The organism is Streptomyces sp. NPDC013187 (assembly GCF_042899705.1).
GTDB classification, from domain to species: Bacteria; Actinomycetota; Actinomycetes; order Streptomycetales; family Streptomycetaceae; genus Streptomyces; species Streptomyces hawaiiensis_A.
Genome location: NZ_JBIBAF010000001.1, coordinates 302,931 through 323,678 on the forward strand (window position 1 = coordinate 302,931; position 20,748 = coordinate 323,678).

The 20,748-nt window shown below is 73.0% G+C and carries 17 protein-coding genes and 1 pseudogene; 7 read left to right on the forward strand and 11 right to left on the reverse strand.

All coding sequences use genetic code 11. From position 1 onward, the window contains the following. From ACFY5B_RS01450 to ACFY5B_RS01460, 3 genes and pseudogenes are all read right to left on the reverse strand, one after another. Window positions 1-208 (reverse strand): annotated as a pseudogene (locus ACFY5B_RS01450) (hypothetical protein); the annotation flags it as partial. 231 nt (window positions 209-439) lie between these two features. Continuing rightward, window positions 440-1,429 carry a permease gene (locus tag ACFY5B_RS01455; RefSeq protein WP_389962881.1) on the reverse strand — a complete coding sequence of 330 codons (990 nt, stop codon included), beginning with the start codon at window positions 1,427-1,429 and terminating at the stop codon, window positions 440-442. Window positions 1,430-1,519: 90 nt separating this feature from the next. Next, entirely contained in the window at window positions 1,520-2,863 is a 1,344-nt protein-coding gene (locus ACFY5B_RS01460; RefSeq protein ID WP_389962884.1) for a tetratricopeptide repeat protein, read from the reverse strand. Window positions 2,864-2,991: 128 nt separating this feature from the next. Here ACFY5B_RS01460 and ACFY5B_RS01465 point away from each other — a divergent pair, with 128 nt between their 5' ends. Further along, complete coding sequence (locus ACFY5B_RS01465) at window positions 2,992-3,144, forward strand: hypothetical protein (protein ID WP_389962887.1); 153 nt, start codon at window positions 2,992-2,994, stop codon at window positions 3,142-3,144. 14 nt (window positions 3,145-3,158) lie between these two features. Here ACFY5B_RS01465 and ACFY5B_RS01470 read toward each other — a convergent pair whose 3' ends face one another. The 5 genes from ACFY5B_RS01470 to ACFY5B_RS01490 all read right to left on the reverse strand — a co-directional run bounded on the left by ACFY5B_RS01470 (window position 3,159) and on the right by ACFY5B_RS01490 (window position 9,326). Further along, window positions 3,159-3,731 (reverse strand): S1 RNA-binding domain-containing protein, encoded by a 573-nt coding sequence (locus ACFY5B_RS01470; RefSeq protein WP_389962890.1) that lies wholly within the window; start codon window positions 3,729-3,731, stop codon window positions 3,159-3,161. 128 nt (window positions 3,732-3,859) lie between these two features. After that, complete coding sequence (locus ACFY5B_RS01475; RefSeq protein WP_389963669.1) at window positions 3,860-5,272, reverse strand: extracellular solute-binding protein; 1,413 nt, start codon at window positions 5,270-5,272, stop codon at window positions 3,860-3,862. Next, window positions 5,272-7,800 carry a substrate-binding domain-containing protein gene (locus tag ACFY5B_RS01480; protein WP_389962893.1) on the reverse strand — a complete coding sequence of 843 codons (2,529 nt, stop codon included), beginning with the start codon at window positions 7,798-7,800 and terminating at the stop codon, window positions 5,272-5,274. Before ACFY5B_RS01480 ends, ACFY5B_RS01475 begins: the two co-directional genes overlap by 1 nt. Before the next feature lie 4 nt (window positions 7,801-7,804). Then, complete coding sequence (locus ACFY5B_RS01485; RefSeq protein ID WP_389962896.1) at window positions 7,805-8,140, reverse strand: hypothetical protein; 336 nt, start codon at window positions 8,138-8,140, stop codon at window positions 7,805-7,807. Between the two features lie 124 nt (window positions 8,141-8,264). Then, window positions 8,265-9,326, reverse strand: coding sequence for a hypothetical protein (locus ACFY5B_RS01490; RefSeq protein WP_389962899.1), 1,062 nt, complete (start codon window positions 9,324-9,326; stop codon window positions 8,265-8,267). Window positions 9,327-9,555: 229 nt separating this feature from the next. Here ACFY5B_RS01490 and ACFY5B_RS01495 point away from each other — a divergent pair, with 229 nt between their 5' ends. Further along, window positions 9,556-9,996 carry a hypothetical protein gene (locus tag ACFY5B_RS01495; protein ID WP_389962902.1) on the forward strand — a complete coding sequence of 147 codons (441 nt, stop codon included), beginning with the start codon at window positions 9,556-9,558 and terminating at the stop codon, window positions 9,994-9,996. A 151-nt stretch (window positions 9,997-10,147) separates the two neighbouring features. After that, a complete protein-coding gene (locus tag ACFY5B_RS01500) occupies window positions 10,148-11,116 on the forward strand; it encodes a hypothetical protein (RefSeq protein WP_389962905.1) in 969 nt (322 codons plus the stop codon). Here ACFY5B_RS01500 and ACFY5B_RS01505 read toward each other — a convergent pair. Then, window positions 11,013-12,359 carry a PLP-dependent aminotransferase family protein gene (locus tag ACFY5B_RS01505; RefSeq protein WP_389962908.1) on the reverse strand — a complete coding sequence of 449 codons (1,347 nt, stop codon included), beginning with the start codon at window positions 12,357-12,359 and terminating at the stop codon, window positions 11,013-11,015. The two genes, ACFY5B_RS01500 and ACFY5B_RS01505, sit on opposite strands and share 104 nt — an antisense overlap. 79 nt (window positions 12,360-12,438) lie before the next feature. Here ACFY5B_RS01505 and ACFY5B_RS01510 point away from each other — a divergent pair, with 79 nt between their 5' ends. Continuing rightward, the gene (locus ACFY5B_RS01510) at window positions 12,439-13,248 is read left to right on the forward strand and encodes an alpha/beta fold hydrolase (protein ID WP_389962911.1); all 810 of its coding nucleotides are present in this window, start codon (window positions 12,439-12,441) and stop codon (window positions 13,246-13,248) included. A 42-nt stretch (window positions 13,249-13,290) separates the two neighbouring features. Then, on the forward strand, window positions 13,291-14,292 hold the full coding sequence (locus ACFY5B_RS01515; RefSeq protein WP_389962914.1) for an endonuclease/exonuclease/phosphatase family protein: 1,002 nt from the start codon (window positions 13,291-13,293) through the stop codon (window positions 14,290-14,292). 70 nt (window positions 14,293-14,362) lie between these two features. Here ACFY5B_RS01515 and snpA read toward each other — a convergent pair whose 3' ends face one another. Continuing rightward, window positions 14,363-15,040 carry a snapalysin gene (gene snpA / locus ACFY5B_RS01520; protein WP_389962917.1) on the reverse strand — a complete coding sequence of 226 codons (678 nt, stop codon included), beginning with the start codon at window positions 15,038-15,040 and terminating at the stop codon, window positions 14,363-14,365. Window positions 15,041-15,212: 172 nt separating this feature from the next. Here snpA and ACFY5B_RS01525 point away from each other — a divergent pair, with 172 nt between their 5' ends. Then, a complete protein-coding gene (locus tag ACFY5B_RS01525) occupies window positions 15,213-16,172 on the forward strand; it encodes a LysR family transcriptional regulator (protein WP_389962919.1) in 960 nt (319 codons plus the stop codon). 46 nt (window positions 16,173-16,218) lie between these two features. Here ACFY5B_RS01525 and ACFY5B_RS01530 read toward each other — a convergent pair whose 3' ends face one another. After that, window positions 16,219-18,315, reverse strand: coding sequence for a PhoX family protein (locus ACFY5B_RS01530; RefSeq protein WP_389962921.1), 2,097 nt, complete (start codon window positions 18,313-18,315; stop codon window positions 16,219-16,221). Window positions 18,316-18,594: 279 nt separating this feature from the next. On the opposite strand from ACFY5B_RS01530, the gene ACFY5B_RS01535 reads away from it, so the two are divergent. After that, window positions 18,595-20,616 carry a VWA domain-containing protein gene (locus ACFY5B_RS01535; protein WP_389962924.1) on the forward strand — a complete coding sequence of 674 codons (2,022 nt, stop codon included), beginning with the start codon at window positions 18,595-18,597 and terminating at the stop codon, window positions 20,614-20,616. Window positions 20,617-20,748 lie beyond the last annotated feature (132 nt).

Consider the following 20,748-nt stretch of genomic DNA (forward strand, 5'->3'; position numbering starts at 1 on the left):
CCGTCCCCTGCAAAGCCGTGACCGTGCCCTGCGAAGCCGGAGCCGTGCCCTGCGGAGCCATGACCGTCCCCTGCAAAGCCGTGACCGTGCCCTGCGAAACCGGGGCCGTGCCCTGCGGAGCCATGACCGTCCCCTGCAAAGCCGTGACCGTGCCCTGCGGAGCCGTGACCGTGCCCTGGGGAGCCGTGACCGTGCCCGGTCGGGTCATGGCCATACTCTGTGCGACCGCCGTCGTCCTCGTGTTCGTGCTCGTGCTCGTCGTCCACCCGGGTCGTCATCACCGCCGACGCCGTCCCCAGCAGCACCAGTGCCACCCCGGACGCCACCAGATACGGCCGCAGCCCCGACTGGACGTACCGCAGATACAGCTCGCTGAAGAGCGACACCCGCAGGATCGCCGCACCCACGAGCGCGAGCAGCACGGCGGGTCCGTAACGCCTCACAGCAGCCACCACCCCACCAGGACGCTGCTCGCCACGGCGACCACCCACGTCGCCGCCGAGAACCGCACCGCGAAGGCCCTGCCGAACGTGCCCGTCTGGAGCGCGATCAGCTTCAGGTCCACCATCGGCCCGACCACCATGAACGCGAGCCGCGCGGTCGGTGAGAAGCCGCTCAGCGACGCCGCCACGAACGCGTCGGCCTCGCTGCACACGCACAGCACGACCGCGAGCAGCGCGAGCAGCAGCACCGACAGCCAGGCCGACCCGGTGAACACCTCCAGCAGCGACCGCGGTACGACGACGGCGAACGTCGCCGCGGCCGCCGCCCCGACGACGAGGAAGCCGCCCGCGTGCAGGAAGTCGTGCTGAAGTCCCGAGGCGAAGGCGCGCGGACCGCCACCCGTCGGCTGCCCCCCGGTCCGTTTCGGCAGCCGCAACCACTCCTCGCGACCGAACCGCGCCCACAGCCAGCCCATCACCACGGCCGTGCCGAGCGAGGCGAGCAGCCGGCCGAGGACCATCTCCGGCTGCCCCGGGAAGGCGATCGAGGTCGCCACGAGCACGACGGGGTTGATCGCGGGCGCCGACAGCAGGAAGGCGAGCGCGGCCGCCGGCGCGACGCCCCGCCGCATCAGGCTCCCCGCCACCGGCACGGAGGCGCACTCACAGCCGGGCAGCACGACCCCCGCCGCTCCCGCGACCGGCACGGCGAGCACCGTACGGCGGGGCAGCAGCCGCTGGAACACCCGCTCGGGCACGAACGCCCCGATCGCCGCCGACACGACGGTGCCCAGCAGCAGGAACGGCACCCCCTGGACGGTGATCGCGGTGAACACGGTCCACCAGGCCGCGACCGGAGGGGTGTAGAGGTCGAGCGCCAGCATGGGCCCGAGCACCGAGACCACCGTCCCGACGGCGAGCAGCGCGGCACCTGCGAGGACGGCGTACACCAGGGCCCGCAGGCCCAGCCGTATGCCGTCGGTCATCGTCCGTCGGTTCTCCACGCGCGCCCGCCCCGGTCGTTCACTTCCCCGGAGGGAGGCTAACCCGCACGGCTGTGCGAGGACTCGGTTTCCTCACAGAGGAGGCTGTGCGGGCGCGGGCCCGAGGGTGGTGGTGCCGGGGGCGGTGCGGTGGCCGAGGCCCGTCCGGTAGGCGTCCAGGGCGGCCTCCACGCGCCCGGTCCTGCGCAGCAGGTCGCCCAGCAGCCGGCACAGGTCGGCCAGGTCACCGGCGGCACCGGCCCGCTCCAGCAGGCTCAGGGCACGGACGTAGTGCTCCTCGGCGTCCTCCGTGCGGCGGGCGTCCTCGGCGATGATGCCGAGCAGCCGGTGGGCGGCGGCGGAGTGGACGGCGCCGCGCTCGGGGGACAGGTGCCCGAGGACGTCGTAGAGCAGGGCCGCCGCCTCGTCGGACCGGCCGCGCCGGTGGAGCACGTCGGCCAGCTCGACGGTGACCTGGCTGCTGTAGAGGGCGGCGCGCCGGGCGGACAGCATGCCGAGGGCCTGCCGCAGCTCCTCCTCGGCGCGTTCCAGTCGGCCGTCCTGGGCGTAGACGTAGCCGCGCATCCAGTGACAGTTGGCCAGTTCGGTGCGGATCTGCAGGCCCCGGTACAGCTCGGCCGCCTTGGCCAGGGAGGCGTCGGCCTCGGCGAGGCGGCCCTCGGCGACCAGGGTGCGGGCGACGGAGCGGTGCATGCGGGCGACCAGGGCGGGGTCGCCGGACTGCGGGGCGAGGGCCAGGGCGAGCTCGGCGGCCTGGGCGGCGCGGGCGTGCGCGCCCATGTCCATGTAGGGGCCGATCGCGCTGGCGTAGAGCAGCAGCAGGGCGTCCGGGTCGTGCAGTCCGCCGCGGTTCAGTTCGTCGAGGGTGGTCTCCAGCAGGTGGACCGCGTACCGGAGTTCACCGGCGAGGTAGTGCGCGACGGCCCGGCCACGCAGGGCCGGGACCCGGGCGGGCAGGGGCGCGCCGGCCAGGCACTCCTCGGCCCGCTCGAAGTACTGCCGACCGGTGACGAGTTCGCCGGTCTCCAGAGCGCACTCGCCGAGTCCGAGCAGGGCGGCGGACCGCTCGGCCGGCAGGCCGTGCGTCTCGGCCTCGGCGAGCAGCTCGGCGTACTGCTCGGCGGCCGCCTCGGCCTCGCCGTCGGCCACGGTGCGCTGGGCTTCGGTGAGCCGCAGCCGCAGCCCGGTGACGAGCCGGGCCGAGCGCCCGCCGGCGAGCTCGTCGAAGGCGACGCCGAGCCGCTCCGCGAGGTGCCGCAGCGCGTCGTCGGAGGGCCGTACCCGGCCCGACTCGAGGGTGGAGATGTAGGCCGGTGTGTACACGGGTTCCGCCAACTGCCGTTGTGTCAGTCCGCGTTCCACACGCAACCGCTGCACCCGGCGCCCGATGGTCCCCGGATCGTCACGCTCCCCCACGCCAACTCCCCCTGTGGCTCTTGCCGTTCGCCCGGAACTGCCCCTAGGTTAAACAGAGTGTTAAGCCGGATTGTCGAACCCGCTTAATACGTTGCCGCCGTAGTCGCCGCCCCTGTTGCGAGGTCGCCGTGCTCGAACGCACACGCACCGCCGAGCGGTACGCCCGAGGCTTCACCGCCGCCCTCGTCGCGGTGGCGACCCTCCTGCTCGCGGCGAACGCGGGACCGGCCCGAGCGGAGACACCCCAGACGGAACCCCAGGTTGTGGCGAACTCCCGCTGAAGCGCCGGGGTGGGTCACCGGCACTCGGAGGAGGCCTGCCGCCGGGAGAGGGTCAGCCTGCGTCGCTCCGCGTCGATCTCGGTGACGACGACCGTGACCTCGTCGCCGACCCGGACGACATCCGACGGCGTCCGCACGGGCGTCCACGCGAGCTCTCGCAGGTGGACCAGTCCCTCGATTCCGTCGGCGACCTGGACGAATGCGCCGAACGGGACCAGCTTGGTGACCTGTCCGTGCAGTTTCCGCCCCGTCACGACCCCGTCGGCGAACGCCTGGAAGGGGTCCGGCTGCGTCGCTCGCAAGGACAGCCTGGCCTCCAGGTTCCAGGTGTCGAACTGAAGGAATTCGCAGGAGACCCGCTGTCCGACCCGCACGACGTCGGAGGCTGCTTCGATACGTCGCCAGGACAGTTCGGGGACCGAGATGAACCCGACGCCGGGGAAGAGCGGGTGGCCGGGACCGTCGTCCAGCGCTACGAACACGCCGAACCGTTCGATCGCGGTGACGGTGCCGGAAAGGAGCTCACCGCAGCGAATCGACTCCAAAAACGCCCACAGTTCCGGGTTCTCCGACCGTCCGCCCAGCATGCTGCACATCCTTCATCTCGATGTCACTCATCGCCTGGTTCTTCGGCCAAGGCCTTGCCGAGGCCTGCCGCGCCGCCCCCGATCCGCAGGACCGCGCAGATCTCGTCCGCGTCGGCGCGCAGCTCCGGCTAACCCGGTAAGACCTTGCTCAACGCCTCGTCAAGGCCTTTCGCGATCTGCGCGTCGCCCGGTCGGCCCGCACTCGGGCTCGGGCCGTACAGGGCGTCCAGTTCGGTGATGAGAGTGTGCGTCACCGCGCCGTACAGCGGAGTGCGTGGGCGGTGCACGCCCTCGCGGAGAGACGGCAGCAGGATGTCGCGGGAGAAGCTGACACCGTCGGCGATCCGGTCGGGGGGCAGGCGGACGGTGCCCTCGCCGGTGGGCGACGCCGAAGGGGTCTCGGCGTACGCCGGGGCGTGCCGGCACGGGGGAGCGGTGCCGGGTTCCTGGTAGGCGGAGACGCGGGTCGCGGCGAAGCCGGCGCGCAGCAGGCAGCGTTCGCTGTCCGGGTCGGTCAGGAACGCGATCAGTTCCGCCGCCTTCGCGGCCCGCTGCTCGGACGTGGAGGAGGTGACGGCCAGGTTCTGCCCGCCCAGGACCGCCTTGCCGGGCAGCCGGGTCACCCCCAGGTTCTCCCCGTAGGTCTCGTGCAGGGTGGGGTAGACGTACGGCCAGTGCCGCAGGAAGGTCGTGCGGCCCTCCGCGAAGGCACTGAGCGACTCGGCCTCGCGCGACTCGGAGGCCTCGTCGAGGGTGTACGGCGGGCTCGTGCGCGCACGCAGTTCGGCCACACCCGCCGTGAGCTGTTCCACGGTCGCCGCGTACTCGCCGTCGCCGTCGGTCAGCCGGAGTCCGGGCACGGCCGAGGTGAACGCCTCGATCGCGTTGACCGTGCGGCCCTCGTACGGGGCGAGCTGGGTGGACCAGCCCTCGTGGCCCTGGGAGCCGAAGTGCCCTTTGACGGCGTCGATCTGGTCCCGCAGTTCGTCCCAGGTGACCCCGTCGCTGAGGTCGGTCCGGGAGACACCGGCCTCCCGCAGATGGTCCTTGCGGTAGTACAGCAGGCCGGCGTCGCTGTTGAACGGGACCGCGTACCGCTTGCCCTTCCAGTACGACGTTCTGTCCACGGACGGGATGATGTCGTCCGGGGACCTGACCGCCGCGTCGGTCAGCGGGCGGATCAGGCCCGCGTCGGCGAACTCCGGAACCCAGGTCACGTCCAGGTTCACCACGTCGTACTCGGCGCTGCCGGACTGGAGGGCGCCGAGCAGCTGGCTGCGCTGCTGGTCGGCGGAACCGGGCAGTTCCACCAGCCGGGCCTCGAAGCCCTGCGGGCCCTCCTCGGCGTTCCAGACGTCGATGAGCTGCTGGCGGATGCCGTTCTTGCCGGTCACGTCCTGTCCGCTGGCCACCACGATCCGGCGGCGGTTGTCGGCGTCCGGCGGCTCTTCCCGCGCGTCACCGCCGGTGCAGGCGGCCAGGAACAGCAGGGTCAGCAGGGACGGCAACGCGAGCAGGGCGGCCGGCAGCCGTCGGACCATCATTCCTCCCCCGTTCCGATGCGGGCGACCTCGTCGCGCAGCGCGGGCACGAGGTCGTCCCCGGCGTCCAGGCAGCGGCCCTGCGCGGCCTCCGCGACGCGCGTGCCGGGGCGGTCCCGGTCGCAGCCCCCGCTCTTCAGCATCACCATGGCCACGGGCACGCCCGACTCGCGTGCCCGGTCCTCCACCTCGCGGAGGCGATCGCCGGCCAGGCGGTTGTCGTCCTCGCCGTCGGTGAGGTACACGATCAGCTGCGGCCGCTCGTCGCCCGCGCCGCGCTCCCGCATGAACGCCAGGGCGTCCAGCAGGGCGGCGCGCGGATCGGCTTCCGCGTCCCGCACCTCGGCGCCTCCCCTGCCGGTCCCGAGTGCCTTCTCCGCCTCCGCGCGGGAGTGCCTGCCGAAGTCGAGCAGTCCGGTGTGCGTGGGGCCTTTGACCCCGTGCACCGCCCACACCCCGTACTCGTCCCCCCTGCCGAGCCCCGTCAGGGTCTGTTTGAGGATGCCGGGGCCGCCGCTGGGGCCGTCCCACAGACCGGCCATCGAGCCGGAGCCGTCGAGGAGGTACAGGACGCGGCCAGGTCCGTGCGCGTTGCCGTACCGCTCCAGCGTCCTGTCCATCTGTGTCGCCTCGGCGGGGTCCGCCGGCGGAACGGAATCGGTCAGCCCGTGGTCGGACCCCTTCCCGGCGAGCGGTTCCCGTTCGCCCGTCGCGGACCTGAATCCCTGCCGGCCGAGCACCTCCCGGCCGCCCTTCCCCGCCAGCCAGTCGCGGAACCGGTCCACCCTGTCGTCCCGCGCCTGGACGTCCCGGTCGCCGCCCTCCCAGCGCACCCGCACGAACGTCGGTTCCAGACCGGGCACGTCGTCGGGGTAGACGGCGGTGCGCTCGGCGCGCGTGACCGAGTGACAGCCGACGCCGCTCCTGAGCAGGAACTCCGGGACCAGGACCGCGCTGCGGTCGTCCGCGGCGTCGTCCGCGGGCAGCGTGCACAGCAGCCTGACGGCCGAGGGCTCGGGCCGTCCCGCCCGGCTGATCAGCCCCTCGGCGCCGCGCACATCGGCCCCGTCGCCGTACAGCCCCACCGTCGCCAGCAGCGCCGAGTCGCTGAACTCGGGATCGGGCCTGCGCACCTGTGCCTTGCCGTCCGAGTCCTTCAGGGCCCTGACCAGCTTCGGCAGCGACCACCCGGTGGCCGGGACGCCGGTGTCGAGACCCTCCGGGACGGCCAGCACGACCGGTGAGTACGCGAACGGCCCGTCGTCCGGCTCCAGCCGGGCGAAGACGCGTTCCACCTGCGCGTCGGTGGCCCGGTCGACGTCCGCGCGGGTCGCGGGGATCCACACGTCCGGCTGCGGGCCGATGTCCCGCTGCGGGTTGACGTCCTCCCTCGGCTGCTGCCAGGGGTCGGAGTGCTCGCCCAGCGCGGTCACCACATGAGCGGCACCGGCGCTGTAGACGGTGACGCCGCTGCGCGGGCAGCCGTCTTCCGTGGTGTTGGCGTCCGATGCGAGGTAGGCGTCCGCGGCCGCCCGCATCGCCGGCTCCAGGTCGGGGTCGGTGAGGACCCGCAGCTCCAGGGGCGGTTTGCAGGGGCCGGACCCCCCGGTCAGGACCAGGACTCCGTAACCGGCGGCGCCGATCAGGACGAACGCCAGCAGAAGCGCCAGAACGGTGCGGCCGAACAGGCCGATGGACTCCCGGACGCGGGCGAGCGGACGCCGGAGCCAGGAGAACCAGCCGAACGTGTCCTCGGTGTCGTCGCGCGGGCCCACCGGTCCTGCCGCCAGCAACACGTCCGCGTCCGGGTCCCACGGGGGCGCCAGCGCCTGAGGTCTCTGCGAGTCGTCGGCCTCCGCCTTGTACTTCGCGGCGGCCATCCGCTCCCTCACCGCGGCGTACAGCTCGGAGAGCCACACCTCCCCGCCCGCGTCGAGGACCCGCACCACCTCGCGCGTGAACGGCGTGGCGACCTCCGCGTCCCCGCCCGGGATGCAGCGGTTGGGCTGCACGCTCATCAGGAGCAGGATCTTGTGCTTCCGCTTCGGATCGTCGAAGCGGTGCCAGATCTCCGCGGCGTTGCCCGCGTAGCAGCAGTCGAGGATCACCACCACCTGCTGGGCGCGGCTCTCGACGAGCTCGCCGAGCACCTCGCTGAAACTCACCGAGCCGGGCAGCCCGTCACCCGCGAGGACGCGGGCGGTACGCATCTGGAGGTGCAGCTCGTTGCCGGAGGTGGAGGTGACGGCGTGCCCGGCGAAGTAGACCAGCAGCAGCCCCCTGGCCTCCTGGCAGGCGCGGCGGAGCGCCCCCGTGAACTCGTCCGGGGTCGGGGAGGCCAGGGCCCGCACCTCGTGCGCACCGAACACGGTGCTCCGGTGCAGCGCGTCCTCGAGTGTCGTCCGGTTGTGCCGCACGGCGGGGAGCTGGCCGGTGACGCCCTGTGGATCCGGTGCCGTGTGGTCGTACTCGGACACAGCGGCCAGCAGGGCCCGGTTCACTTCGCCGCGCGGGTCGAAGCGACTCACCGGCCTACTCCCTGTCGGCGTCCAGTGTGCGGATCTGTGGCTCGGGATCCCCGCCCTGGAGCCTTCGGCGGTTGTTCGTCCAGGTCTTCACGGCGCGTGCGGTGTACTCGGTCAGCGCCGCGACCGTGACGACGTCACCGAGGAGTTTCAGCACGAGTTCGAGGTCGGGTCCCAGCCGCCCCTTGGCCCCGGCGGTGCTGGTCTGCGCCTCGATGCTCAGCTTCTCTTCGGAGAGCAGTTCCGCGAGCGGCTCTTCCCGCTCCAGCCACGTCTTCAGAGCTCTGACATCGTCCACGGTCCCGCCGGCGCCCAGCCGGACGCGCACGCCTAAGACAGCCACTTCGTCCCCCTCTGTCATGCCCGACATCATGACACCGGGTCAGGCCCCGGCGGCAGACCCGTGACGTGACCGGCACAAGCGATTGCACGCCCCCTTCACGCCAGGGGCACACGGCGCACACGGCTCAGCCCTGGGTCTGCAACTGCCTCAGCTGCCGCTGCACGTGGTCCAGCGCCCCCTCGCGCCGCCCGGGCACCCGTCCGCGCAACGCGGCGAGCTCGGAGCCCAGTTCGCGGGCGCGGGCGGGATCGCGGACCTGACCCCACTGGTGGTGCGCACGGTCCACGGCGGCCTCGACGGCGGGGGCGTCCGGGGCCTGCCCGGCGTTCAGGCGGGCGGTGGCGATCATCAGCCAGGTACGGCAGCTGCGGGCGGCGTCCCCGGCGAACATCGCGAGATCGGCCCGTACTTCGGCCCAGTGCAGGGCTTCCTCGGACGCGGGCCCGTGCGCGATGACCGCGGCCTGTTCGTGCCGGGCCGCGAGCGTGTCGGCGTCGGCGTGCCGGCCGGACTGGACGGCGGCGGTGATCGCGGCGTGCGGATCCCCGCCCGCCGGGCCGGGCGTGCTCAGCACCAGGTCCGTGCCCGCGCTCTCCGGCGCGATCCGCGTCAGGGCCTGCTGGTGCAACTGCTCGACCGGCGGCCGGAACCCGCTGCGCAGGATGGTCGCGACGGCCTTCATGTACGACGGCTGGGCGACGTTGCGTCTGGACGGCGGCGGCGCGATGCGCCCGTGGACGGCGTTGCCCCGCCCCGAGTCCAGCGGGGTGCTCCGCAGCAGCTCCCAGCTCTCGGCATCGGCGTGCAGGTCGAGCAGGAGGGTGGTGGCGCCTGCGGGCCTGAGCCGCAGTTCCTCCCGGAACCAGTGCCAGGGGAAGGCCGTGTAGCGGGCGGTGGAGGGGGTGGTGCGGGCCAGCGCGAGGTGCGGCAGGCGCTGGCGGCGGTCGAGCTGAAGCTGGCCGGTGACGTACACGGTGAGCGGGCCGGGGGCCGCGGCGGCGGCGCGCAGCCGGGTGAGGACGGCCTGCGGCTCCAGCGGGTCGGCGAGTTCGACGACGTTCGCGGTGTCGGTGCCGGACAGCACGGCGGGCGCCACGGCGGCGAGGACGGGGAGCACGGAGGCGGCGTCCACCAGGCGTCCCTTGCCCACCGGCGAGGCCGCCAGCAGCAGCACGGTTCCGGGCATCGCCCCACCCCCTGTGTCGATCACGTACGTCAGCACGGTAACCGCTGCGGCTGCGAAGGTGGGTCTCAGGACCGCAAACGTCCGCCTTCGGGGGCTTCGCCCCCCCCGTGCGCCCGTCGCCGCGGACCGCACCGGCCGCGTTCCCGTGCCGGTTCGCTCCGCCGACTTGCCAGGGGCTGTGCGCCGGTGTGCCCTGGTTCCAGGGGCAGGGACAGAGAGGAGAGCTGTCATGGCTCATGCGGCACCCGCCTCACGCAAGATGATCACGCAACGTCGCAGGCCCGATGTCTTCGGTGCGCGCACCCACGCCGTCGCGAAAGTGGCGCTGCCCGTCGTCCTCGGACTGATCTACGGCTTCTGGGCCGCGGCCAACCAGCGTCATGGCGGGCCCATCACCGGCTGGAACCTGCTGTTCGGCTTCGTCACGGCCCTCGTGTTCGCCGTGCTGTTCGCCGCCGTGTGGCAGCTGGCCCCGCGGCTGCCCCGCGAACTGCACGCGGCGTGCTGGTTCGTCTTCACGGGCTGCGCGGTCGGCTTCCTCTACAACCAGACCGGTGCGTCCGTGTACAGCTCCAGCGGCGTGGGGCTGGTGGTGGGGGCCGGGGTCCTCGCGATGATGTTCTACCGCTACTACACGCACGAGGACGCCGCGGGCCGGCGCATCGGCTGAAGGAGGCTCTGGACACCCTTTCGGGGGAGCCCGCCGACGGGCTCCCCCGAAGCCGTTTCTCGCAGGTGGAGGGCGCTGCGGCGGGCCAGGCGGGCGGCCGGACGGCGTCGCAGCGCTCGCGGGCCCGGCCCGGGGCGTCTTGCCTGAAAGGGTGTCCGAGCGCGACCGGGCGCCCCTGGCCGGGAAGGCGCCCCCACGATCGCGGAACGTCCTGTCGGCCGTTCTGCTGGTCCTGGCGTGCCTGCTCGTGCCGTTCGGGGCGCTCGCGTCCTGGGCGGCCCACGGACTCACCGACACCGGCCGCTGGGTCCGGACGATGGCCCCGCTCGCCGTGGACCCGGACGTGCGGCGCGCGGTCGCGGACGCCGTCGGGGACGGTGTCCTGCGGGAGGTCGGACGCCAGGCCGACACCGGCCCGCTGCGCGGGGCGGTCGGACCCTTCGTGCACGACGCGGCGCGCTCCTTCACCCGCACCGAGGCGTATCGCGCCGCCTGGGACGCGGCGAACCGGGCCGTGCACGACGCGGTGCTGCGCGCCCTGCGCGACGACGGCGCCCGCGGCGCCCCGGTCACCGTCGACCCCGCTCCCGTCATCGCCCGGTTCAAACAGCGACTCGCCGACGACCACGTGCCGTTCGCCCACCGCATCCCGGTCACGCACACGCGGATCCCGGTGCTCCCGGCGGACGACGCGGACCGACTGCGCAAGGGGTACCACGTGCTGGACACCGCCGCCTTCTGGCTGCCGCTCACCGCCGCCGTCCTCGCGGTCGCCGGGATCGCCGTCGCCACGTGCCGCCGCCGCGCGGTCGCCGCCCTCGGGCTCGGTACGGCGCTGGGCGGCGCGCTGCTGGTCCTCGCCGTCGCGATCGGCCGCCGCCTCACCCTCGCCGACCTGCCCGACGCCCTGCACCGCCCGGCCGCGGGAGCGGTCTACGACGCCCTCACGGCCACCCTGCGCACGGTGTCCTGGCTGCTGTGCGTGCTGGGCCTGGTTGTGGTGGCCGGTGCCTGGGTCACGGGCCGGTACGGTCCCCGGCTCGCCGCGCGGCGACATGGGCGAGGGTCCGCAGTGCCCGTCGCAGATCCGGCTCCGGAGCCGACGCGAGCCCGAGCCTGACGGCATCGGGGGTGTGCCCGGGGGCGACGGCGAAGGCGGGGCCGGGCGTGACGGCGATGCCGTGCGCGGCGGCGGCGGCCGTGAAGGTGTCCGCGCGCCACGGGGCGGGCAGCTCCCACCAGGCGAAGCAGGAGGCCGGGTCGGACCGTACGGCGAAGCCCGCGAGTTCCTCGGCGAGGATCCGCTGCCGTCGCGCCGCGTCCGCCCGCTTGGCCGCCACCAGTCGCGCCACCGTCCCCTCCCCGGCCCACCGCACGGCCGCCTCCAGCGCGAACCGTCCCGCGCTCCAGCCGCCCGACCGCACCGCGTCGGCCACGGCGGCGACCCGATGCGGCGGCACGACGAGGAATCCGACGGTGAGCCCCGGGGCGACCCGCTTGGAGAGCCCGTCGACGACGTGGGTGAGGGCCGGGGCGTGCACGGCGAGCGGATCACCGGGGTCCCGGAGGAACGACCAGATGCGGTCCTCCACGACGGGCAGGTTCAGGTCGTGCAGCAGCTGGGCGAGTTGCAGCAGCCGAGACCGGCTGGTCGTCCGGGACGTCGGGTTGTGCAGCGTCGGCTGTACGTAGAGGGCGGACAGCGGCGCCGAGCGGTGCGCGGCGGCGACGGCTTCCGGGAGCAGCCCGGCCGTGTCCCCGGCCAGCGGGACCAGGGTGATGCCGAGCCGCGTCGCGATCTCCTTGACCAGCGGATACGTCAGCTGCTCCACCCCGATCCGGCCGCCCGGCCGGACCAGCGAGGCCAGCACGGCGGCGATGGCCTGCCGGGCGTTGCCGGTGAACAGCAGCCGCTCCGGGGCGGGGCGCCAGCCCGGGGTGGTGAGCACGGTGGCCGCGGCCTCCCGGGCGGCCGCGGTGCCGGTGGCGGCCGCCGGTAACAGCGCCTCGGCCAGCACGTCGGGACGCAGCAGCGGTGCGAGCACGGGGGCGAGCAGCTCCGGCTGGCCGGGCGCGACGGGGTAGTTGAGCTCCAGGTTCACGGGCGTGGCTGCCGGGCCGGGCTCGGTGAGCGCCTGCCCCGCCGGGCCGTCCGGTGCGGCCCGTACGAAGGTGCCTCGCCCGACCTCCCCGACGACCAGGCCCCGTCGCACGAGTTCGCCGTAGACCCGCCCGGCCGTCGACGGGGCGATGCCCCGCCGCCGTGCGAACGCCCGCTGCGGCGGCAGCCGTTGGCCCGGCCGCAGCCGTCCGGTGGCGATGTCGTCGGCGATGCGGTCGGCGATACGCCGGTAGTCACTCATCGGCCGGTCTCCCCCTTGGATTGCACCGAGAGCAAAGATCTTATTGCACCGAGTAGTTGGGCGTCCTAGGGTCGACGGCATGGCACCCTTCCTCGCATACGAGGACAAAGGGCCCGATACCCATCGGGTTCCCCTGGTCCTCGTCCACGGCCATCCCTTCGACCGCACGATGTGGGCCCCGCAGCTCGACAGGTTCCCTGGTACCCGCCGCGTCATCGCCCCCGACCTGCGCGGCTACGGCTCCTCCCCGACCACCCCGGCCGTCACCGACTTCTCGGGCTTCGCCCGGGACGTCGAGGCCCTGCTGGACGAGCTGAAGGTCGAGTCGTTCGTCCTCGCGGGCCTGTCGATGGGCGGGCAGATCGTCATGGACTGCTACCGCCTGTTCCCCGAGCGCGTCCGCGGCCTGGTCCTCGCGGACACCTTCCCGTCGGCGGAGACCCCCGAGGGCGTGCGCACCCGCGACACCATGGCGGACCGCCTCCTCGCCGAGGGCATGCGCGGTTACGCCGACGAGGTCCTGGAGCGGATGGTCGCCCCGTACGCGTCCGCCGAGGTCAAGGCACACGTCCACGGCATGATGACCGCCACCGCCCCCGAGGGCGCCGCCGCGGCCCTGCGCGCCCGGGCCCGCCGCCCCGACTACACCGCCCTGCTGCCGCGCGTCTCCGTCCCGGCCCTGGTCGTCGTGGGGGCCGACGACACCTTCACACCGGTCTCCGACGCCCGGGCGATGCACGCGGCCCTCCCGGACTCCCGGCTGCACATCGTCGAGGGCGCGGCACACATGCCGAACCTGGAACGCCCGGAGGTGTTCGACCACGCGCTGGAGGAATTCCTGGCCCGGGTCGACGCCCGGCAACCTTCCTCCGTCGCGCCCCGTCTTTGAGGGAGTATTCGGGCATCCCACCCGCGAACGGAAGGCCGGGCCTTGGACACCGCCGCTGCCGAGTGGACCGCCGGGGACGACGGGCGCGAGCACCGCCCGCCCGGGCGGCGGCCCGGCGCCTGGTGCGCCGGCCTGCTGTTCGCCGGAGTGAGTGCGCTCGTCGGTTTCCGGGCCGCCGACAGCGACGGCATGACACCCGTCCCGCAGCTCCTCGCCTTCCTCCCCTGGCTGCTCGCCCCCACCGCCGTGGGACTGCTGCTCACGCTGCTGTCCCGCCGGTGGCTCGGCACGCTCTGGGGCGTGGTCCTGCTCGGCCTGCTGGCCTGGTACATCGAGCCGTACGGCAAGGTCGACCACCCCTCGGGCCGCCCGGTCGCCGACCTGCGCGTCCTGACCTCCAACGTCGAGTTCGGCCAGGGCACCGGCTCCCTCCTCGCCACCGTCCGCCGCGAGAAGCCGGACGTGGTCTTCGTGGAGGAGTGCGACTCCGCGTGCGACGCGCTGCTGAAGCGGGACCTCTCCCAGGACTACCCGCACCGCCGGGCCGTGGAGGGCGGCGGCTCGGAGGGCTCCGTCATCCTCAGCCGCTTCCCGCTCCGGCCCACCGCGGGCGTGCCCGGCACGATGGGCATGCCCGGGGCGGTCGCCGACGTCGACGGGCACCCCGTACGGCTCCAGCTCGCCCACCCCATGCCGCCGCTGCCCGGCCAGGTGGACCTCTGGCGCCGGGAGCTCGGCGCCCTGCGCGACGCGGCCGGCGCCGACCCGGGCACCCCTCTCGTCCTGGCCGGAGACTTCAACGCCTCCCAGGACCACGCGGCCTTCCGCCGCATCCTCGACACCGGCCTGCGCGACGCCTCCCGCCTGAACGGCGCCGACCGCACGGCCACCTGGCCGGCCCGGACGGCCCCGACGTTCGGCGTGCAGATCGACCACGTCCTGGTGTCGAAGGACTTCGGCGCGAGCCGCACCCGCATCCTGGACCTGGCCGACACCGACCACCGGGCGGTCGTCACGGACCTCACGCTCCACGAGCGCCGCTGACCCGGGCCCGGTGCGCCCACACGAATACGGCCGCCCCTCGTGGCAGGGCGGCCGCATCCGCATGGGGGTATCAACGGGCGGACTTCTCCAGCGCCTTGTCCATCGCCGCCGCGAAGCCGTTGGCCCACAACCGGTTGACGCGGGACCGCTCGGTCGCGTTCGGGATCGCGTTGGTGCAGGACGGGCCGGGCCCGCCCCCGGACATCAGCTCACTGCACGGGCCCGAGTAGTGGTCGGGAAGACCGAGGACGTGACCCGTCTCGTGTGCGGTGACCCGCGTGGAGTCGTACTGCTGGTTCTGCCGGTAGTCCAGGAAGATGTAGCCGCTGCCGTGGCCGTCGGTGGAGGCGTACGAGCCGCGGGAGTCGTTGCCCTCCCGGTAGCTGAAGTCGGCCGCCGACGCGGAGCCCGACTGGAGCTTCACGTTCGACACCGAGCTGTTCCATATCTGGGTGCTGCGCGCTATCTGGGCGCTGAACGTGGGCGCGCGGGAGGCGTCGTAGACGACGGTGACGGCCGCGGTGGCACTCGGGTTCTCGGCGCGCTTCTCGGCGACGGACTTCAGGACCGCCTGGAAGAAGGCTCTGCTCGCGTCGGAGTCGGCGGACCGGGCGGACTGGGACGACTGGGCGACGAACCCGGCGTGGGGCTCCGCGACCGGGGACGCCGCGGCGGGGGCAGCCGTTCCGAGTCCGGCCGTCGTGAGGCCGAGTCCGAGAACCGCCAGGGAGGACAGGGACTTTCGCATCGAGGACTCCTTGGGTGGGGTTGAGTCTCACCGGTGAGTCTCGATGCCTGTGCGGCGCCTGTGATGATGGCAACCAGGGATAGGACGGGGTTATCGACTGCCCAGTTCACCTGGTTTAGCAATGAATTATGCGGCTGGTTAACGCCGCGCTTCCGCTTTAGCCTCACAGAGCATGGAGCTCGAGGTGAGGCACCTCCGCGCGCTGTGCGCCATAGCCGACACCGGCAGTCTGCACCGCGCCGCCCGGCAGCTGGGCGTCGCCCAGCCGTCGTTGAGCACCCAACTGCGCCGTATCGAGCAGGAACTGGGCGGACCGCTTTTCCTGCGCTCGCACACCGGCTGCCGCCCCACCCCGCTGGGCCGCCTGGTCCTCAGCCGGGCCCGCCCCCTGATGGCCGACCTGCACGCGCTGGTCACCGAGGCGAGGGCGGCGGCGTCCGGCGGCACCGAGCTCCGCATCGGCTCGACGGCGAGCAAGGCCCTCGCGGGCTGGCTGCGCCGGCTGCGCGCCCACGGCCGAAACCCCAGCCTCCACATGAACGTCTCCCCCAACGCCCTGCTCCGCATGGTCGCCGACGGCCAGCTCGACGTCGCCTTCGTGCACGAGGTGGAGGGCTGCCCGCTGCGCATCCCCGCGGAGCTCCGGCTGCGCGTCCTGGTGGAGCGCGAACCGCAGTGCGTGTCCCTGCCCGTCGACCATCCGGCAGCCGCCAAGCAGGAGGTCGAGCTGACCGACCTGGCCGCCGACCGCTGGATGATCGACCCCACGGTCGACGGCGAATGGGACGCCGTCCAGCGGATGTTCCGCGCCGCCCGCGTCAGCCCGCACGTCCTGCACGGCGACTACCACACGGCCGACGCCCTGGTCGCGACCGGCGAGGTCGTCACCGTCTGCCAGCCCACCCGCAGCCCGCGTCCCGACATGGCGGTACGCCGCCTGAAGGGCGATCCGCTCGGCGTACGGCTGCTCGCCGCGGCCCGCACGGAGACCGTCCTGGACGGCGTCTACCCCGCGCTGGAGGAGGCGTACGGGGAGGTGGCCCGGCAGGCACCGGCCTACCGGGAGTGGCTGGAGCGGGAACGGCCGGCACCAGGGGGCCCGCTGAGACCCCCGAGCCCGGCCCTTCCCTGAACGTCTGCTGCCGAACGGCTCGGACGAACCCCTGCTGCCAGGTGCCTCAGACGCCGATGTCGCGTCCGTCTGCACGCCACACGGCCACGACAGCCGGCCGGACGTACGTGCCCGGCCCGTCGGGCCATGCACTGGCCGGCTTCTCCACCGAGGCGCCGTCGATCTCGCCCGGGTGCTGCACGGCGACCAGGACACGCCGGTCCTGGACGATGGGGCCGCAGGTCTCGGCGCCCTTCGGCACGGTCAGGAACTGCTTGAGCTCGCCGCGCCGCTCACCCCGGGTCGCCACACCGAACAGGCCGTCGTGCGAGCCGAGCTGGGCACCGTCGGTGGAGATCCACAGGTTGCCGTGCGGGTCGAAGGCCACGTTGTCCGGGCAGGAGATCTGGCTGACGGCGTCCTTCGGGTACCCGGCGAAGTAGGTCGCCGGGTCGTCCGGGTCACCGGCGACGAGGAACAGCGACCAGGCGAACCGGGTGCTCTCGGGCCGGTTCCACCGCTCGGTGAGCTCCAGCACGTGCCCGTGCTTGTTGGCGTTGCGCGGGTTGGCCTCGTCCGCCGTGGCGTTGGAGCCGACGCCCCGGTTGCTGTTGTTCGTGAGGGCGACGTACACCTTGCCGGTCACCGGGTTGGGCTCGATGTCCTCGGGCCGGTCCATCTTGGTGGCGCCCACCTTGTCACCCGCGAGCCGCGTGAAGACGAACACCTCCTCGGCGCTCATTCCGTCCACGTGCGAGACGGCACCCTTCGCGGTGGCGGTGGCCAGCGGGATCCACTCACCGCTGCCGTCGAACTCGCCGTCACCGGGCAGCTTGCCGGTGCCGTCGATCTCGATCGCCGGGGAGTCGCCGGTGAGCTTGGCGACGTACAGCGTCCCCTCGTCGAGCAGGGAGAGGTTGTGCTCGCGGACGGCACGGGAGGAGCCGTGACGCATCCGCTTGCTGCCGACGAACTTGTAGAAGTAGTCGAACCGCTCGTCGTCACCGGAGTACACGACGGGACGCCCGTCGTGCGTGAGCCGCACGGTCGCTGCCTCGTGCTTGAACCGCCCGAGGGCGGTGTGCTTGCGGGGCGTGGAGGTGGGGTCGTACGGATCGAACTCCACGACGTACCCGAACCGGTGCACCTCGTTCGGCTCCTGGGCGACGTCGAACCGCTTGTCGAACCTCTCCCACTTGCGCTCGCTCGCCCCGGTGCCGATGCCGTACCGCTTGTCGGTCGCCCGGCCGCTGTTGGCGAAGTACTGGTTGAAGTTCTCCTCGCCGTGCAGGGTCGTGCCCCACGGGGTGACACCACCCGAGCAGTTGTTGATCGTGCCGAGCACCTTGGTGCCGCTCGGATCGGCGGACGTCCTCACCAGCTCGGACCCGGCGACGGGCCCGGTGAGCCGGAACTCGGTGGTGGCGGTGACGCGCCGGTTCAGCTGGTGCCGGGGGACCGGGGTGAGCTTGCCGGTCTTCCGGTCCCCCTCGACGACGACGGCGGACAGCCCGTGCGCGGCCCAGGCGACCTCGACCTGCTCCCGGGTCGGACGGGCGGCGTCGTACCCGCGGAACATCAGGATCTCGTCGGTGTACTCGTGATTGGCGACGAGCAGCTGCCTGTTCCGCTCCCCGGGCAGCGGCAGCAGGGCGAGGAAGTCGCAGTTGTACCCGAACTGCCCGGCCTGGGCCCTGGCGGTCTGCTTCTCCGGGTCGAAGGCGGGCGCGCCGCGCAGGATGGGCTCGCCCCAGCGGATGACGATGTTCTGCCGGTAGCCCTCCGGCACGGTGACCGTGTCGGCGGTGTTGGGCGCCACGGGCGCGAAGCGCAGCCCGCGCGCGCCCTTGTGCTTGCGCCGGGCGACGTCGGACGCGCCGGCGGCGGACGGGGCGCCGGCGGCCGGGGCCGCGGCGGCCCGCGGAGCCTGTGCGACACCGGCGGCACCCGCTCCGGCGGCGGCCACGGTCACCACGGCCGCGGCGCGCATCATCGACCTGCGGCCGATCGCACCGGCGATCACGTCACCGACGTACTCGTTGGAGCTGGTGTTGGGCACCTCGTGGAAGCAGGCGTCACCACATCGGAAACGACACGTCATGGCGGACCGGCCGCCGGGATGCGAACCGGACGGAGTTCCGATCAACGGCAGCAGCTTGCGCACTTTACTCTCCCCTGGGATGCCCTTGGTGTCAGCGTGACCGTAGGGGCACATACGTGCGGTAGTCGGGCGCCCGGGTGAACGCCGGATGAACCCCCGGCTGCCGTACGGGTGTTGCGCCGATTCAGACCGGCGACACCTGCACCGGCCGGATGCGCTCTTGACAGGCTGGGCCTGGGACAACAGACCCTGCCCAAGATCACGCAGGAGGGCCGCTAACCTTACGTGTCCGTCCTGGCCAGGGATTGACGGGCTTCAACTCACGCGAAGGGTTGCGCGCACATGGGCATTCTCACTCGGTTGCGGAACGCGTTCGGACGATCCCGCAAGTCACAAACCGCCGAGGCGGAGGATGCGGCGCGTACGGCGACCGCCGGTGAGACCGGCGGAACCGAGGGTCCGACCAGCGAGGACACCGGCCGCGACGCCACCCTCGCCCCGGCGTCACCCCCCGCCACGGACCCGAAGGTCCCGACTCCCTCCCCGGAACCGAACCCCACGCCTTCGGCCGGCGTCCCCGAGCCCCGCACGTCGGACTCCGGGGAACACGACCTCGTCTCGGCGGCCTTCGACCACGTGACGGTCCCGAGGCCGACCCGGTCGACGGAGGGGGAGCGGGGCACTGCGGCGGAGGAATCGGCGACTGCTGGGGAATCGGCGGCTGGGGAGAAGGCCCCTGACGAGGATCCGACGGCTGTCGAGGAGCCGAAGGCGGAGCCTGCCGTGGCGGAGAAGACCACGGACGCGGAGCCTGCCGTGGCGGAGACGCCGGTCGCCGAGGAGCCGACGGTGACGGACGAGGCCACGACGGAGAAGCCGGAGCAGGAGCAGGCTGCAGCCGCCCCGGCGACGAGCGAGGAGCCGAAGCCGACGACGCCGAAGAAGCCGGAGGACAGCTCCGCGGACGAGGCACAGTCGGAGGCCACGGCAAAGAAGGACGCGAAGAAGGCGGCCGGGGCCGACGCACCGGCAAAGACGGAGGCGAAGGCGGAAGCCAAGCCCGAGTCACAGGCAGAGACGCCCGCAGAGCCGAACCCCGAGCCGACGGCCGAGGCCGAGGCCGAGCCGAAGCCCGAGCCCGCAGCCGCCGCGAAGCCGAAGCCCGAGCCCAAGGCCACACGGAAGGCCGCGCCGAAGGCCGAGGCCAAGGCTGAACCCGAGGCCGAAGCCGAGGCCACGCCCAAGGCCACGCCCAAGACCGAGGCCAAGGCTGAGCCCGAGGCCGCGCCCAAGGCCGAAGCCGAGGCTGAGCCCGAGGCCGCGCCCAAGGCCGAAGCCGAGGCTGAGCCCGAGGCCGCGCCCAAGGCCGAAGCCGACACCGGGACGAAGTCCGAGAAGACCCCCGAGGCCGAGTCCGACGCGGTGACCGCCGACAAGACGTCTGTAGAGACGAAGCCGAAGGCCAAGCCCAAGACCACGACGAAGACCACGGCCAAGGCCACGGCGAAGGCCGCGCCCGCGGCCAAGGCCGAACAGGCCGAACAGGCCGAACAGGGGACGAAGTCCGCAAAGGCCCCCGAACCCGCGGCCGCCGACGGCGACAGCGCCCCGCAGGGGCCACCCGCACCCGGCGACGAAAGCAGCACGGGTGGTGCGGGTGGGAAGAAGAACACGGCCGAAGGCGAAGCCGAGGCCGAACCCGCCCTCACCCTGACCGCCCTCAAGAAGCAGGCCCCCGGCCTCACCACCGCCTACAAGGCCGCCACCACCACCCTCGAGAAGAACGACCTCACCGGCACCCGCGCCAAGGTCTACCTCGTCCTCGATCGCTCCGCCTCCATGCGCCCGTACTACAAGGACGGCTCCGCCCAGGCCCTCGCCGAGCAGACCCTCGCCCTCGCGGCCCACCTCGACCCCGAGGCCACCGTCCCGGTCGTCTTCTTCTCCACCGAACTCGACGGCACCGGCGAGATCACCCTCACCGAGCACGAGAACAAGATCGACGACCTGCACGCGAGCTTCGGCCGCATGGGCCGCACCAGCTACCACGCAGCGGTGGAAGCGGTCCTCGCCCACCACGACAAGACGGCGGCGGGCCCCGACACCCCCGCCCTCGTGGTCTTCCAGACCGACGGCGCCCCGGACGCGAAGACCCCCGCCACCCAGGCCCTCACCGACGCCGCCAAGACCCACCCCGCCGTCTTCTTCTCCTTCGTCGCCTTCGGAGACCCGGAGAACAAGGCCTTCGACTACCTCCGCAAGCTCAAGACCCCCAACACGTCCCATTTCCTCGCCGGCGAAACCCCCCGCGAGCTCACGGACAAGGAGCTCTACGAGGGCGTCCTGGCGAACTGGCGCCCGTAGCCACCCACCGCTCACGACGCCGCCCGCTTCCCACCCCGTAAAACGGGAGGCGGGCGGCGTACCCGTGTCAGCTACGATTTCAAGGTTCCGTAGACGACCGAGACCACGAGATCGTCACCCCACGTAGCGACT

What these genes read in the sequence shown, in the direction of transcription:
- ACFY5B_RS01455 (WP_389962881.1), bottom strand. Translation starts at nt 1,429, where the DNA reads ATGACCGACGGCATACGGCTGGGCCTGCGGGCCCTGGTGTACGCCGTC.
- ACFY5B_RS01470 (WP_389962890.1), bottom strand. Translation starts at nt 3,731, where the DNA reads ATGCTGGGCGGACGGTCGGAGAACCCGGAACTGTGGGCGTTTTTGGAG.
- ACFY5B_RS01475 (WP_389963669.1), bottom strand. Translation starts at nt 5,272, where the DNA reads ATGGTCCGACGGCTGCCGGCCGCCCTGCTCGCGTTGCCGTCCCTGCTG.
- ACFY5B_RS01490 (WP_389962899.1), bottom strand. Translation starts at nt 9,326, where the DNA reads ATGCCCGGAACCGTGCTGCTGCTGGCGGCCTCGCCGGTGGGCAAGGGA.
- ACFY5B_RS01495 (WP_389962902.1), top strand. Translation starts at nt 9,556, where the DNA reads ATGGCTCATGCGGCACCCGCCTCACGCAAGATGATCACGCAACGTCGC.
- ACFY5B_RS01505 (WP_389962908.1), bottom strand. Translation starts at nt 12,359, where the DNA reads ATGAGTGACTACCGGCGTATCGCCGACCGCATCGCCGACGACATCGCC.
- ACFY5B_RS01510 (WP_389962911.1), top strand. Translation starts at nt 12,439, where the DNA reads ATGGCACCCTTCCTCGCATACGAGGACAAAGGGCCCGATACCCATCGG.
- snpA (WP_389962917.1), bottom strand. Translation starts at nt 15,040, where the DNA reads ATGCGAAAGTCCCTGTCCTCCCTGGCGGTTCTCGGACTCGGCCTCACG.
- ACFY5B_RS01525 (WP_389962919.1), top strand. Translation starts at nt 15,213, where the DNA reads ATGGAGCTCGAGGTGAGGCACCTCCGCGCGCTGTGCGCCATAGCCGAC.
- ACFY5B_RS01535 (WP_389962924.1), top strand. Translation starts at nt 18,595, where the DNA reads ATGGGCATTCTCACTCGGTTGCGGAACGCGTTCGGACGATCCCGCAAG.